This window comes from Paractinoplanes rishiriensis (genome assembly GCF_016862375.1).
Classification (GTDB): Bacteria; Actinomycetota; Actinomycetes; order Mycobacteriales; family Micromonosporaceae; genus Actinoplanes; species Actinoplanes rishiriensis.
The window spans coordinates 46,343-60,596 of the sequence record NZ_BOMV01000073.1; the positions used below are offsets into that span (position 1 = coordinate 46,343).

The 14,254-nt window shown below is 72.3% G+C and carries 13 protein-coding genes; 5 read left to right on the forward strand and 8 right to left on the reverse strand.

From position 1 onward, the window contains the following. Positions 1-36: 36 nt before the first annotated feature. Together Ari01nite_RS34515 and Ari01nite_RS51075 are read right to left on the reverse strand one after the other, a co-directional pair. On the reverse strand, positions 37-720 hold the full coding sequence (locus Ari01nite_RS34515) for a pectinesterase family protein (RefSeq protein WP_275410904.1): 684 nt from the start codon (positions 718-720) through the stop codon (positions 37-39). Further along, positions 717-998, reverse strand: a complete 282-nt coding sequence (locus Ari01nite_RS51075; protein WP_275410905.1) for a pectinesterase family protein — start codon at positions 996-998, stop codon at positions 717-719. The genes Ari01nite_RS34515 and Ari01nite_RS51075 overlap by 4 nt, the downstream gene beginning before the upstream one ends. A gap of 232 nt (positions 999-1,230) precedes the next feature. Between Ari01nite_RS51075 and Ari01nite_RS34520 the strand changes: the two genes are divergently transcribed. After that, positions 1,231-3,342 (forward strand): sigma-70 family RNA polymerase sigma factor, encoded by a 2,112-nt coding sequence (locus tag Ari01nite_RS34520; RefSeq protein ID WP_203786452.1) that lies wholly within the window; start codon positions 1,231-1,233, stop codon positions 3,340-3,342. Between the two features lie 90 nt (positions 3,343-3,432). Here Ari01nite_RS34520 and Ari01nite_RS34525 read toward each other — a convergent pair whose 3' ends face one another. Next, the gene (locus Ari01nite_RS34525; protein ID WP_203786453.1) at positions 3,433-4,149 is read right to left on the reverse strand and encodes a hypothetical protein; all 717 of its coding nucleotides are present in this window, start codon (positions 4,147-4,149) and stop codon (positions 3,433-3,435) included. Positions 4,150-4,259: 110 nt separating this feature from the next. Between Ari01nite_RS34525 and Ari01nite_RS34530 the strand changes: the two genes are divergently transcribed. Beyond that, positions 4,260-6,251 carry a putative bifunctional diguanylate cyclase/phosphodiesterase gene (locus Ari01nite_RS34530; protein ID WP_203786454.1) on the forward strand — a complete coding sequence of 664 codons (1,992 nt, stop codon included), beginning with the start codon at positions 4,260-4,262 and terminating at the stop codon, positions 6,249-6,251. Here Ari01nite_RS34530 and Ari01nite_RS34535 read toward each other — a convergent pair. The 4 genes from Ari01nite_RS34535 to Ari01nite_RS34550 form a co-directional block, all read right to left on the reverse strand. Continuing rightward, positions 6,245-7,168 carry a sensor histidine kinase gene (locus Ari01nite_RS34535; RefSeq protein WP_203786455.1) on the reverse strand — a complete coding sequence of 308 codons (924 nt, stop codon included), beginning with the start codon at positions 7,166-7,168 and terminating at the stop codon, positions 6,245-6,247. The two genes, Ari01nite_RS34530 and Ari01nite_RS34535, sit on opposite strands and share 7 nt — an antisense overlap. Positions 7,169-7,179: 11 nt before the next feature. Then, entirely contained in the window at positions 7,180-8,031 is an 852-nt protein-coding gene (locus Ari01nite_RS34540; RefSeq protein ID WP_203786456.1) for an MEDS domain-containing protein, read from the reverse strand. Between the two features lie 132 nt (positions 8,032-8,163). Continuing rightward, the gene (locus Ari01nite_RS34545; protein ID WP_203786457.1) at positions 8,164-8,826 is read right to left on the reverse strand and encodes a response regulator; all 663 of its coding nucleotides are present in this window, start codon (positions 8,824-8,826) and stop codon (positions 8,164-8,166) included. Beyond that, a complete protein-coding gene (locus Ari01nite_RS34550; RefSeq protein WP_203786458.1) occupies positions 8,823-9,956 on the reverse strand; it encodes a sensor histidine kinase in 1,134 nt (377 codons plus the stop codon). Before Ari01nite_RS34550 ends, Ari01nite_RS34545 begins: the two co-directional genes overlap by 4 nt. A 143-nt stretch (positions 9,957-10,099) precedes the next feature. Between Ari01nite_RS34550 and Ari01nite_RS34555 the strand changes: the two genes are divergently transcribed. The 3 genes from Ari01nite_RS34555 to Ari01nite_RS34565 are packed head-to-tail and all read left to right on the forward strand — an operon-like array spanning position 10,100 to position 13,245. Continuing rightward, the gene (locus tag Ari01nite_RS34555; protein WP_203786459.1) at positions 10,100-11,071 is read left to right on the forward strand and encodes a carboxymuconolactone decarboxylase family protein; all 972 of its coding nucleotides are present in this window, start codon (positions 10,100-10,102) and stop codon (positions 11,069-11,071) included. A gap of 9 nt (positions 11,072-11,080) precedes the next feature. Beyond that, complete coding sequence (locus Ari01nite_RS34560) at positions 11,081-11,542, forward strand: DUF6220 domain-containing protein (RefSeq protein WP_203786460.1); 462 nt, start codon at positions 11,081-11,083, stop codon at positions 11,540-11,542. Continuing rightward, complete coding sequence (locus Ari01nite_RS34565) at positions 11,539-13,245, forward strand: multicopper oxidase family protein (RefSeq protein ID WP_203786461.1); 1,707 nt, start codon at positions 11,539-11,541, stop codon at positions 13,243-13,245. Before Ari01nite_RS34560 ends, Ari01nite_RS34565 begins: the two co-directional genes overlap by 4 nt. Here the strand turns inward: Ari01nite_RS34565 and Ari01nite_RS34570 are convergent. Next, complete coding sequence (locus Ari01nite_RS34570; RefSeq protein WP_203786462.1) at positions 13,235-14,188, reverse strand: hypothetical protein; 954 nt, start codon at positions 14,186-14,188, stop codon at positions 13,235-13,237. The two genes, Ari01nite_RS34565 and Ari01nite_RS34570, sit on opposite strands and share 11 nt — an antisense overlap. Between the last annotated feature and the right edge of the window lie 66 nt (positions 14,189-14,254).

The window sequence follows — 14,254 nt, forward strand, 5'->3', positions numbered from 1 at the left end:
AACGGCATCGCCCGCTTCATCGCGGGTGCCCCGGGGTCAGCCGACCGGGTTCCAGCCGTCGTTGCCGGCCAGGTACTTCTGCGGGGTGTAGTTCACGGCCTGCGCATCGGTGAGCTGCTTGCGGTTGCTGTTGGTGGTCGCGCCGGCGCCGGTGTTCCTGTATTCGTAGAACCGGGCGTTCTTCCACGAGTTGCCGGACATGTCGGTCCACGGCTGGGCGATCTTGATGGTGGCGCTCAGCGCCGACTCGCGGACGGTGACCTGGCCGGCGGCACCCCACGGGCGGCCCAGATAGGTCACGTTGTTCGCGGCGCCGGTGACCGTCGACTTGTAGATCAGGAAGCCGTACGCCTGGCTCGCCGGCGTGTTGGCCGCGGTGAGGTAGCCGCCGGTGCTGCGCTTCTCGTAGATGCGGCAGGCGTTGAAGACCGCGGTGCCGTTGCCGTAGATGAAGTCCACGGTGCCTTCGATGTACGAGTTCCAGATGTACGCCCGCGCGCTGTTGTAGATCAGCAGCGTGTCCTGGTCGGCCGTGACCCGCACGTTCGCCAGATGCGCCTTGTCGCCGTAGAGCGCCAGGGCGAGCGCCTGCGACGAGCCGTTCCTGGCCTCGTCGTAGTCGTTGTTGAAGGTCAGGTTCCGGGCGATGAACTCCTTGGCCTGCACGTAGACCGTCGCCGAACCGGTGGTGCCCGCGGTCGACGCGGGCTTGTTGTTCACGATGACGGTCTCGGCGGGGTTCGTGGTGGAGCCCTGGAACGTGATGAACGCTTGTTCGACGGGATCACCACGCTTTCCCGGTAGGTCCCCTTCTTGATGGTGATCGTCGCCCGGCTCGCGTTGTTCGCCGCGACCGCGTTCACCGCCGCCTGCACGGTCCGGTACTGGCCGGTGCCGTCGGCGGCGACCGTCAGGGTGGTGGCGGCCTGCGAGGACAGCGAGCTGATACCGAGGAACGCGGCCGGCACGGCGATCACCGCCGCCAGACCGAGAGCCATTGTTCGTAACGTACGCAAGTCATACTCCTTGGGGCGAGGGATGGGGGTGAAAGTAAATCGACGGACATTAATCTGTCGACCATTTCAGAAAGACAGAAATATCTCCGGCAAAAAGCGTGATGCCGTTCTCCGGGAAGCCTCGTCAACAAAGATTCGAGATTTCTGATATCTGTGTCTTCCGGCGGCATCTACGAGTCGCGGGGGAAGTTCGGTCCGGAGAGGCGGTACGGCGATGTCGGAGGGCACGGCTGACGTCGTGATGGCGGCACAGGCGGGCGACGAGCAGGCGCTCGCCGAGTTGTTCTCCGCGCACCTGCCGATGGTCTACAGCGTCGTCGGCAGCGCCCTGGACGGGCACCCGGACGTCGACGACGTGGTCCAGGAGACCATGGTGAACGCCGTCCGCGGCCTGCCCGGGTTGCGCGAGCCGGACCGCTTCCCGTCCTGGCTGGCCACCATCGCGTACCGGGAAATCCAGCGCAACCAGCGCAGCAAGCGCACGATCGCGCAGCGCCGGCGGGACCTGCCGGCCGATCCTCCGGACGCGAACGCCGACTTCGCCGAGCGGACGGTGACCGGGCTGCTGCTCGCCGCGCAGCGCCGGGAACTCGCCGAGGCCGCCCGCTGGCTGGACGCCGGCGACCGGCAGCTGCTGTCGCTCTGGTGGCAGGAGCAGGTCGGCCGGCTCGACCGCGACGGCACCGCGGAGCAGCTGACCGTCGGCACCGGCCTGCTCGGGATGCGCATGCTGCGGATGAAGGGGCGGCTCGAGGCGGCCCGCAGCGTGGTCCGGGCGCTGGCGGCGGCACCACGCTGCGCGGAGCTCGGTACGGTGCTGCGCGACTGGCACGGCGAGGTCACCTCGGTGTGGCGCAAGCGGCTGGTCCGGCACGTCCGCGACTGCGACCGCTGCGTCCGCTACCGGCACGGGCTGATCGCACCGGAACGGCTGCTGCTCGGCGCCGCGGTGCTGCCGATTCCCGCCGGGCTCGGCACCGGCGTCCCGGTGACGGCGACCCCGGTCTGGAGCGCCGTCCAGAAGTTCTGCTCCGGCAAAGTCCTGGCCGGCGCGGCAGCCGTGACGGTCGCGACCGGCGGCGGTTTCGCCTACGCCGTCCACGTGACGCCGGTGCCCGACGGCGAACCGCAGGCGCTCGCCCGGCCGCCCGCGGTCGCCATCCGGACCCCCAGCGCTCCCCCGTCCAGGGCGGCCGCCACCTCGGCGCCGGCGGCCAGGCCGTCCGGCGCACCGGCCGGCACCGGCGTCGCGGCGGCCGACATCTACGTCGCGCCCGGCGGCTCCGACTCCGGCTCCGGCACCCTCGAGCGCCCGTTCGGCACCCTCGCCAAGGCGGTGGCCACGGTGCGCCCCGGGCAGACGATCGCGATGCGCGGCGGCACCTACCGCCCCACCGCCACGGTGGTCATCCGGACCAGCGGCACGGCGGACCGGCGGATCACGCTCAGCAACTACCGCGGCGAACGACCGGTGATCGACGCCGGCCGCGTGCCGGACGAGTGGGCGGTCAACCACAAGGCGGCGTACTGGACCGTGCAAGGCCTGGAGATCAAAAACTCAACCACGCACGCGTACGTGTGCACTTCTTGTCGTTCGATGGTTTTCCAGCGACTGTCGATGCACGGCAACCGGCGGTCGGGCCTGACCCTGACCGGCGAGGGAACGGTCGGCAACCAGGTGCTGAACAGCGACTTCTTCCGCAACTACGACCCGGCCGCGGGCGGCGGTGCCGGTGCCGGGCTGGCCGTCCAGCACGGTTCCGGCGCCGGCAACGTGATCCGGGGAAACCGCGCCTTCCACAACGCCGACAACGGCTTCGACCTGAGCGGATTCGCCTCCCCGGTGACCCTGGACCACAACTGGGCCTACGGCAACGGCGTCAACCGCTGGAACGTCGCGGGCTGGCAGAGCAACGGCGACGGCTTCCACCTCGGCGGCGGCGCGACGGAGCCGGCCGCGGCCCACACGGTGCGCGACAACGCCGCCTGGGACAACGTCAACGACGGCTTCAGCAACAGCACCAACCGCGGCGCGCTGCGCCTGACCAACAACACCGCCCTCCGCAACGGCCGCCACGGCTTCCGCCTGCTGGAGACCACGGCCGGCGCGCTGACCGACAACGTGGCGTCCGGCAACAGCGGCGACCCCGTACGCGCCAACGCGGGCGCAACCCAGCGCGGCAACATCTGGCAGGACGCGGCCGCCTTGTTCCGCTCCACCGACGCCGCCGTCGCCCAGGGTCCGCGCGCCGCGGACGGCACGCTCCCCCGCAGCGACTTCCTGGTCCCCGCCGGCAGCGCGGGCGCCGACATGTCCGCGGGCTGACGAGAGGGCTTCCGGGACAGCGATCTGCGCCCTCGCCGTCGTCGCCGGGGCCGGGGCCGTGGCCGGCGCGTGCCCCTCCGGGCAGGGAGGTCAGCCCAGCAAGCGTGCGACGTCCGCCGCGGACAGCCGGCCCTGCGACTCCAATTGCAGCGCCAGCGCCCGGGCATGCTCGACGCCGCGGTCGCGCCGGACCGCGAGCACCGAACCGGCGAACCGGTCCCGCTGCCAGCCTGCCGGGTCGGCATCGTGCCGTTTTCCCTGGTCGAGCCACCGCTCCAGCTGGTCGCGGGTGACCCCGTACCCGAAAAGGTGTTGAAGTCCCATCGCGGTGATCGGGTCGTCGACGGCGACGGCGTCCTCCTCGATCCACGGCCGGACGCGCTCCTGGATCTCCTCCTCGCCGCACCGGCCGTCGAGCAGGTCGCGCCACCACCCGGCGACCTCATCCCGTGACGGCGGCCGCACCGCGCGGCGCGCCGACCCGTCCTGCGGGTCCCAGATCGTCAGCCCGTAGTCGGCCGCGAGATCCTGGATCAGCTCCAGGGCCGGGTTGCTGCGGACGCCGAAACTGAGGCTCATGAACACGTGATCGATGCCCAGGTCCAGCGGCGTGCTCATCCATGGGCTGTCGTCCCCACCAGGCGGATGGTCCGGGAACTCCGCCCGCAGCCGCTCGTAGAAGCCGACGATCCGCGGATCGAGATCGCCCTCGGCATGGTCGGCCCGACGGCACCGCTCGACCATCGCGACCACCTCGGCCACGTCGGTCCAGCCGTCGATCGCCAAAACCCCAAGATCAAAGCTCATCCGGTACGCCTTCCGTGCCGCAGCCCCACCCGGCCGGCCGGGACATCGAACCACATGGTGCTGGCGACCGGAGCACTCAGCTGCGCTGTCACCGTGCCGATACTCGCCGTATGCAGAGCTTCATATCGGGCCGGCAGTCCGGCGGCAACGCCTGCCGTCGGCGTCAGGGTCCGGCACCGGCGCGGACGGCGGCCATGCGGCGGAACGCCCGGCGCCTCGGGTTGACGTGGCTGACGGTGTTCCTGGGCGTCGCCGTGACCGGTGGGAGCGCGGTGGCCATCAGCCAGCTCCAGCAGTACGCGGCCGAGCGCGGCGAACTGCGCATGCTGCTCACCGAGATGGACGTCGCCGCGTGGCAGCAGAGCACGCTGCGGCTCCAGGCCGTCATGGCGGGTCAGCTGTCACCGGAGGCTGCGCAGGCCCGGGAGGAGGTCGACGAGACCGTCGACGCCATCGGCGAGCAGTTCGCGCAGCGCGATCCGGCCAGCGCCGAGGCGCAGGCGGTGCAGGACGCCTTCCTGGCCTACGACGCCGCGGTCGACCACGAGTTCGACCTGCTCGCCGAGGGCGACATCGAGGCCGTGCGGCAGGTCGACGAGAGGGAGGCCGACCCGGCGTTCCAGACCCTGGTCACGGCAATCGAGGCGGCCGACCACCACTACAAGCGACTCGCCGACCGGGCCGACGACCGGGCCCGGCTGGGCACCGTCCTGATCCTGGCGGTGGCCGCGCTCACCGTCGTGCTGGTGGTGTGGCAGTCGCACCGGGTGCGGTCCCGGGCCTTCCGCCGGGCCTCGTATCAGGCCACGCACGACGCCCTCACCGGCCTGCCGAACCGGGTCCAGCTGCACCAGTGCATCACCGCGGCCACCGACCCGGAGCACGGCACGGCCGGCGCCGCGCTGCTGCTCATCGACCTCGACCGGTTCAAGGAGGTCAACGACACCCTCGGCCACCACTACGGCGACCAGCTGCTGGTCCAGGTCTCCGAGCGGCTCCGTGCCGCCCTGCGGCGCGAGGAGACGGTAGCCCGCCTCGGTGGTGACGAGTTCGCCGTCCTGCTGCCCGGTGTCACCGACGAGCAGGACGTCGCCGCGGTGGCGGCCCGGCTGCGCGACGCCATGGACGCGCCGTTCGTGCTGGACGGCCTGAGCCTGTCCGCCGGCGGCAGCATCGGCGCGGCGCTCAGCCCGCAGCACGGCAGCACCGCCGAGGAACTGCTCCAGCGCGCCGACATCGCGATGTACACCGCGAAGACCAACCGCCTCGGGTACACCATGTTCGACAGCAGCCAGGCCAGCACCGACCCGCGCAAGCTGACCCTCGCCGGCGACCTGCGCAGCGGCATCGAACAGGGCCAGCTCGTCCTGCACTACCAGCCGAAGGTGGACGCCCAGACCGGCGCGGCGCTGGGTGCCGAGGCGCTGGTGCGCTGGCAGCACCCCGAGCACGGCCTGATCCCGCCGGACGAGTTCATCCCGCTGGCCGAGCACACCGGCCTGATCACCCCGCTGACCACGTTCGTGCTCGACACTGCGCTGCAGCAGTGCCACGCCTGGATCCTGGCCGGCCACGAGCTCACCGTGGCGGTCAACGTGTCCACCCACCGGCTGCTGGACCTGGGCTTCCCGGAGGAGGTCGCCGGCCTGCTGGCCCGGTGGGAGGTGCCGGCCCGGCTGCTCACCATCGAGATCACCGAGAGCGCCATCATGGCCGACCCGGACCGCGCGATGCTGGTGGTCGAACGGCTGCACGCGCTCGGCGTCCACCTGTCCATCGACGACTTCGGCACCGGGTACTCCTCGATGGCGTACCTCAAGACGCTGCCGGTGCAGGAGCTGAAGATCGACCGCTCGTTCGTCAGCTCGATGACCATCAGCGAGCGCGACGCGGTCATCGTCCGCTCCACCGTGGAACTGGGCCGCAACCTCGGCCTGCGGGTGATCGCCGAGGGCGTCGAGGACCTGTCGACCTGGCAGGAGCTGGACGCCGTCGGATGCGACGCGCTCCAGGGCTACTACATCTCCCGCCCGGTCCCGTCGGACCGGTTCGACGAGTGGCTCGACAGCCGGCCGGTCAGGACACCGGCCGGGACCTACTGACCGGTCAATCGGAAGCGGACCCGGGTCTCGCCGTCGTGCCGGTCGATGGCGAGACCGTCGCAGAGCTGGCCGGCCAGCCACAGCCCGACACCCCGGCGGTGCGGGTGCTGCGGCGGGCGGTAGCCCGCCAGCGGGTCGGCCGGGCCGTTGCCGTGGTCGGTCACCTCACAGGTGATCGCCCGCTGGTCGACCCAGACCTGGAGCCGGCGGTCACCGCGGCCGTGCCGCAGGCTGTTCACGGCCACCTCGGTGGTGACCAGCAGCAGGTCGTCGACCGCCGGCCGGGTCCAGCCGAGGGCGCGGGCCACGGCCACCAGGGTCTGGCGGGCCCGGCGCAGGCCGGCCGGCCCGGTCAGGTCCAGCACGAGCAACGCCTCGCCGGCGACCGGTGGCAGCGGTTCGGCCAGGTCGCGCAGCAGCTCGGCCGGTTTCTGGTAGCCCGGCCCGGAGTCGCCCCGGGCGGCGGTCATGACCGGATGGGTTCGCCGGGCGCTGGCCACGACCCGGTCCGGCAGCCGGCGGGTGTCGTACGGGCAGATGATCCGGGCCGGCACGTCGACGAACACCTCGTTGACCGCGGACTCGTACCGTATCCAGGTGTCCTGCCGGGTTGCGGCACCGAACTCCACCTCGCCGACGACGCGCATCGACTGCCGGCCGCGCGCCCGCTCCGCATCGAGCAGGCCGGACCATCCGGCGATGGTGGCGGCGGGCCGCCGGTACCAGGTGTCGCGGTCGATGAACGTGACCTGGCCGGCGTCGTCGCCCAGCCGTCGCCGCAGCAGGTCGATGTTGTGCGCGGTGACGGCCGCGATCACGCCCTCGCCGCGCCGCAGCCCGCCGGCGAGGAACGGGACCAGCGCATCGACGAACTGGTTGTCGTTGTCGTAGATCAGTGCTTCGTGGGCAAGTGGCATCCCGATTATCGTCAATCTTCGAGGATCGCGTGGGGGAAGTACTCCGACCAGCCGGCCGGCTTCCAGATCTTGCGCAGCAGTGGCGTGGCTCCGCGGAGCGTGGTGGGCCCGTGCTCGTCGGCGATGGCCTCGCAGAACCTGCCGATGGCGCGCGCACCGCTCACGTCGATGAAGCAGACGCCGCTCACGTCCAGCACCGCGGTCGGCCGGCTCGGCGCCGTCTGGGCCAGCAGCCGATCCACCTGGGCGGCGGTCAGGAAGTCGACGTCGCCGGACAACCGCAGGGTGCCGTCCCGGCCGACATTCAACCGGAACGCGCTGTGCTGGCGGGACCGCCGGGTGTGCAGCGGCTCGGCCAGCATCAGGTTCCGGGTCGGCCAGCGGCGGGCGTCGTACCCGCACATCGCCGTGATCGGCAGCTGTTTCACCAGCAGGTCGGTATGCAGTTCGTAGGCCGGCCAGGCGGACAGCGCGTCGGGATGCCGCAGCAGAAAATGCGTCTCGACGTACACCCGCAGGCCGGTGTGTCCCTGCGCGATGGCGGATCGGGCCGCGCCGGCACAGCGCTCCAGTCGCTCGTCGGCATCGAAGACACCCTCGGCCAGATACGCCGACTCGGCGGAATCGACGATCAGCAGGCCGTAGTCCACCAGATCGTCGACGGGCAGACCGACGTCGCGCAGATCGTCCAGAATGGTGGCGCTGGCCGCACCCGGAACGGTGAAGACCCGGACCTGCTCCCAGCGCGCAAGACCGGCGAGGGCGTATTCCACCAACGCCTGCCGGACTTCGGCGTCCCGGTCGTACACGAAACACAAATGGTCGTGCACGGTAAGATCGGGAACGCCGCGAACTGCCAGCACGATCATTACTCCTCGGTCGTCATTGCTGGTCAGGTGCACGCCGCTCTGCGGTTCCGGACCAGGATATGGCGCCTCGCCTCCGGCGCCTACCGGCATTCCCCCGAACGGGTGCCGCCACAATCAGGCCCATCGTCATTTGCGGCGCGGGACGACCAGGCCCGATTCGTACGCCCATACGACCAGCTGCGCGCGGTCGCGGCAGTGCAGCTTCATCATCGCCCGGTTGGCGTGGGTCTTGGCGGTCAGCGGGCTGATCACCATCCGCTCGGCGATCTCCTCGTTGCTCAGGCCCCGGGCGACCAGGCCGACGATCTCCTGTTCCCGCGCGGTCAGCACCTCGCGCCCGGCGGCCGGCTCGGCCGGCGCCGGGCTCGCCACGAACTCGCTGATCAGGTGGCGCGTCACCGCCGGGGCGAGCAGCGCGTCCCCGCGCGCCACCACCGCGATGGCCTGCAACAGGTCGGCCGGGTCGGCGTCCTTGAGGAGGAAGCCGCTGGCACCGGCCCGCAGCGCGGCGAAGACGTACGCGTCCAGCCCGTAGTTGGTGAGGATGACGACGCGGACCGCGGCCAGGCCGGGATCGGCGGCTATCCGCCGGGTGGCCTCGATGCCGTCCAGCCCCGGCATCTGCACGTCCATCAGCACGACGTCGGGCCGCAGGAGCCGGGCCTGCCGGGCCGCGGCCAGGCCGTCGGCCGCCTCGCCGACCACCTCCACGTCCTCCTCGGCGTCGAGCAGGGCGCGGAATCCGGCGCGCATCAGTGGCTGGTCGTCGGCCAGCAGCACCCGGATCATGCGGCGCCGTCCAGTGGGAACGTGGCGCGGACGGCGAACCCGCCACCGTCGCGCGGCGCCGCGTCCAGCGTGCCCCCCAGGCCCAGGACGCGCTCCCGCATGCCGCTCAGCCCGACGCCCGGCGTCACCGGACCGGCCGCCGGAGCCTGGCCGTCGTCGGTCACCGAGACGGTCAGCGCGGCGGGGGTGTATTCCACGTGCACGTCGGCGGTGGCCGGCCCGGCGTGCCGGGCGACGTTCGTGAGGGCCTCCTGCACGATGCGGTAACCGGCCTGGTCCACCTCTATCGGCAGGTCCGCGGCCGCACCCGAGACGGTGACCACCACCGGCACGCCGGCCGCCCGGGTCCGTTCGGCGAGTTCGTCCACCCGGTGCAGCCCGACCCGGTCCGCGTCGTCGCCGGGCGAGCGCAGCACCTCGAGCGTCGACCGCAGTTCGCGCATCGCGGTGCTGCCGGCCTCCTGGATCGCCAGCAGCGCCGGTGACGGCTCGGCGCCCTGCTTGCGCGCCAGGTGCACGGCGATCCCGGCCTGCACCTTGATCACCGAGATGCTGTGGGTGAGCGAGTCGTGCAGGTCACGGGCGATGCGCAGGCGCTCCTCGCCGGCCCGCCGCAACGCCATCTCCTCGCGGGTGCGCTCGGCCTCGACCGCCCGTTGCTCGACCTGTTCCACGTACGCCCGGCGCTGCCGCGCGACCAGCCCGGCGATGTTGGCCGCCAGGAACCAGCCGAGCAGCAGGCTGGTGCGTTCGACGATCTGCTGGCCCGGCTGGCCGGCCTCCGCCGCCGAGATGTCGCGGGCCAGGAACCCGCCCAGGAACACGACGCTGGCCAGGGCCGCGGCCGCCCGGTGCCCGCGCCAGGAGGCCACATAGACGGCGACCAGCACGGCGAACCCGGCCGCCACCCCGGCGTGCACGCGCACGTGGAAGGCCAGCATGGTCGCGGTCACCACGGCCAGCGCCGGCACCGGGAACCGGCGGCACCCGGCCAGCGCCCCGGCCGCGACCAGCACCAGGGCGACGTCGAGGGCGCCGACCGGGCCGGCGTCCGGCGCCAGCGACGCGTTGCCGAGCAGGAACCCGCCGAGCACGGCGCCGACCAGGACGTAGGGCAGGTCAGGACGCATGACCGAACTCTAGGACGGCGCGCCGGTGGCGGGCATCCCGCGGGCGCAGGCGCCGGCCGTACTGCGTACGCGGTATCCCGCCGCGCCAAGAGCCTGCGGTGGCACGACGCCCTCGCGGCCCGCCGCGACCAGCATCGAGACCCATGACCTACCGTTTCTTCACCCCTGCCCCACCGGCGGCGGCAACCGGCCGCACCGCCCAGGTCTACCGGCAGTTGCGGGCGGACTTCCTCGGGCCGCTGCCGACCTTCCAGGCGCTGTCGCCGGTCCCGGAGATCCAGGCCGCGACCTGGGTCCTGATGCGCGAGGCCCTGCTGGCCGGCGACACGTCCCGGGTCGAGCGCGAGGTCGTGGCGTCGATCGTGTCCCGGGCCAACCGGTGCCGGTTCTGCGTGGACTCCCACGCGACGCTGCTGCACGCGCTGGGCGAGCACGACCTGGCCGAGGTCGTGGCCCGCGGCGGCACCCCGGCGCAGCCCCGGCTCGCCGAACTCACCGAGTGGGCCGCGGCGAGCCGGACGCCGCGGGACGCCGGCTGGTCGGGCCGGTACGGCCCGGAGCTCACCGGCACGCTGCTCGCCTTCCACTTCATCAACCGGATCGTCTCCGCGCTGCTGGCTCCGGACCTGCTGCCCGGGGGCGTGCAGCGGTTCCCGGCGGTGCGGTCGGTGGCGGGCCGCCTCACCGCCCGGGTGGCCCGGGAGCGGAAGGAGCCGGGCCGCAGCCTTCCGCTGATCGGCGCCGCGGCGACCGCCGACGACCCGGTCGGCGTCGCCTATGCCGCGCTGCGGGACGCCGCCGCACCGGGCGGCGACCTGCTGAGCGCCGTGGCCCGCCGGACCGTCGCGGCCACCGTGCGCTGGGAGGACGGCCGGCACCCGGCCGACGCGGCGGCCTGGGCCACCGAACTGACCCGCGACCTGCCCGCGGCCGACCGGGTGGGCACCCGCATCGCGCTGCTGGCGGCGTTCGCGCCGGGCGCGATCAGCGTGGGCGACGTCGGCCTCTGGCGGCTGTCCCGGCCGGCGGACGAGGACCTGGTCCGCCTGGTCGCGTACGGCGCCATCACCGCGACCGAGCACATCGCCGGGGCACTGGCTCCGGCTTTCCGTTAGGGGGCCACCGTGCGCAAGGCATTCTCCATCGTCAGCGGCGTGCTGATCGTCGCGTTCGCGTTCCAGTTCGTGTTCGCCGCCGTGGGCGCGTTCACGAAGCCCGCGGACGACGGCGCGTATGCGCTGCACAGCATCACCGGGATGGCCGTCATCCCGATCCTCACCCTGCTCACCGTCCTGCTCGCCGCGCTGGCGAAGGCGCCCGGCCGGGTCATCGGGCTGGCCGCCCTGCCGTTCGGCCTGGTCGTCCTGCAGGCTCTGCTCGCCGGGTTGGCGAAGGGGTTCACCGACGAGTCCGGCTCCAGCACCGTGGTCGGGCTGGTCGTCGGCGGCCTGCATGCGGTCAACGGGATCGTGGCGGTGCACGTCGCGGTCGGCGTCGCGCGGGCGGCTCGCCGGCTGGGCGAACCGGTGCCGGACCAGCCGGGGCCGGACCAGCCGGTGCCACATCGACCGGTGACCGCCGCATGACCACCGGTTCGATTCTCGCTGCCGACCTGCTGATCGCGGTTCTCGCGGCGGCAGGCTGGCTGGGCGGCGGGGCGGCGTCGGTCACGGGGCGGCGCCGCCTCGCACTCGGCCTGGCGGCCTTCGCCCTGGTCGCCACGCTGGCCCGGGTCGTGACGATCGTCGCGCTCGCCCGGGCCGGGTGGTGGTTCGCCGCGGAGAAGGTCCTGATCGCGGCCCCGCTGTCGCTGATCGCGACGGCGGGCGCGGGCGCCTGGTGGCTGAGGTCGCGGTCCGTCGGGGTCGCGCTTTTCCTGACCGGGTACGCGCACAGCGCCGCTCTCCTGGTGACCGTGCTGCACGGTTATCCGGCGTCGGCCGGCGCGGCCCTGCTCGCGGCGTCCGGGGTGATCGCCGCGACCGCGGTCACCTGGCGGCTGCTCGGCGCGCGGCCGTCCCGCACGGTCTCCCGGACGGCCGGCGTGGTGGCGGCCGCGGCGCTGGTGGCCGGCACCGGGCTCGCCGCGCAGCCGGGTAGTGCTGACGTCGTACCCCATCTGCATGAAGCCGGTGTGGCAGCCGGCGTGGGCGAACCCACCAAGCGCTTCACCCTGGTCGCCGGCACCACGGCGACCGGGTGGGCGTTCAACGGGCAGGTGCCCGGGCCCGAGCTGACCGCAACCGTCGGTGACGTCCTCGAGGTGACGCTGCGCAACACCGATATCGAGCGCGGCGTCACCCTGCACTGGCACGGGTACGACGTGCCGAACAGCCAGGACGGCGTGCCCGGCATCACCCAGGCGCCGGTGCTGCCCGGCGCGGAGTTCGTCTACCGGTTCCGCGCCGACCAGGCCGGCACCTACTGGTACCACACGCACGCGGTTTCCGATGTCGGCGTCCGCAAGGGACTGTACGGCGTGCTGGTGGTCCGCACCGTCCCGGTGACCGGCGTCGACGTCACGATCCCGGTGCACACGCTGGGCGGCCGGACGCTGCCGGAGCCCCGGACGGAACGGATCGCGGCGGGGCAGCCGGTCCGGCTACGGCTGGTGAACACCGACAACACAACGCATCGTTACGCCCTGACCGGAACCCCGTTCCTGGTCGCCGCGATCGACGGCTCGGACCTGGCCGGCCCGGCGCCGCTGACCGGAACCGCGGTGCTGATCCCGGCCGGCGGGCGCTACGACCTGGTGTTCACCGCGCCGGCGACCCCGGTGGCGCTGCTCGTCGACGGCCGGGCGATCTGGTCGACCGGAGCGGTGACCACCGCGACCGGGAAGTGGCCGGTGCTGGACCCGCTCGGCTACGGGCGGCCGGCGCCGGTGCCGTGGAGCCGCCATGACCGGGAGTTCACCCTGGTGCTCGACCGGGGCCTGGACCTCAAGGGCCTGCTCCCGCGCTATGCGCACACGGTCAACGGCGCGGCCGACCCGGACACCGGGGTCCAGGTCGCCCGCCTCGGCGAGACCGTGAAGTTCACGGTCGTCAACCGCTCCACCGTGGTGCATCCGTGGCATCTGCACGGACATCACGTGCTGGTGCTGTCCCGCAACGGCCAGCCGGCGACCGGCAGCCCGCTGTGGCTGGACTCGTTCGACGTCCGGCCCGGCGAGGTCTGGGAGGTGGCCTTCGTGGCCGGCAACCCCGGCATGTGGGCCAACCACTGTCACAACCTGCCGCACGTGGAGGCCGGGATGACGCTGCACCTGATGGTCAGGGGATAGCCGCCGCCACGAGTTCCTGGTACGCGGCGACGCCGTCCGGGTCGAGATACCCGCCGGCCGGGACCGTGGTGGCACCCAGATACCAGTTGTCCATCTGCCAGTAGTTGATCACCCGGAAGTTGCGGGCGGTCAGCCAGGTGCGCGAGGCCCGGATCGCCGGCCCGCGGGAGGCGCGCACCCCCTGGTCGTCGTCGATGCCCCACTCCGGCAGGGTGAGCGGACGGCCCAGCCCGGAGAAGGCGTTGTACCAGCGGGTCATCCGTGGGTCGCTGCCGACGCTGACCGGGTTGTCCGGCTCGCTGCCCCGGGTGCTGGCCTGCCAGTAGAGGTCGAAGCCGTACGCGTCGGCGAACAGCGGCGGCACGATCCAGTCCTGGATCTCCCGGTCGCCGCCGGTCCCGTTGTTGGTCACCCCCGGCGAGCCCGGCCGCCACTGGTAGGACATGTGAATCGGCACGATGTTGACCGACGGATTGACCGGTTTGGCGACCAGATAGACATGGCTGAAAGCGGCCACGAACTGCGTGCCGGTCATGTCGTCCTCGGGCTCGTGGAAATAGGTCAGGAAACTGTTCGCCGGCATCGCCGCCGCGATGTTCAGGATCTCGGTGTCGCAGCCGCCGGTGGCCACCACGGCCGGCGTGCACGAGGTCTTGAACGAGAACCAGAGGGTGGCGTTGTGCGTGGTGTGGCAGGTGACCGCGTCGGCCGGCGGCAGTTGCCCGGCCGACGCGAACACCCGCCGGATGCCGAGGTAACCGAGGTTGTTGCGCTCGTCGAGGAAGCCGGCACAGGTGTTTCCACTGCCGACGGTGTCGTTGACGGAGGTGGTCGCGCCGACCGCCAGGGTGGGCAGCGCGGCGTGGGCCGGGGTGGGATTCGCCGTCGCCACAAGCACGGCCACGGTGGTGGCGGCAAGGGCTCGGTACAGGACACGAGACATATTCGGAGCATAGGTAGATGAATGGAGGAACCCCCATGCATGAATGCGTGAGGGCTCCGTTCATGT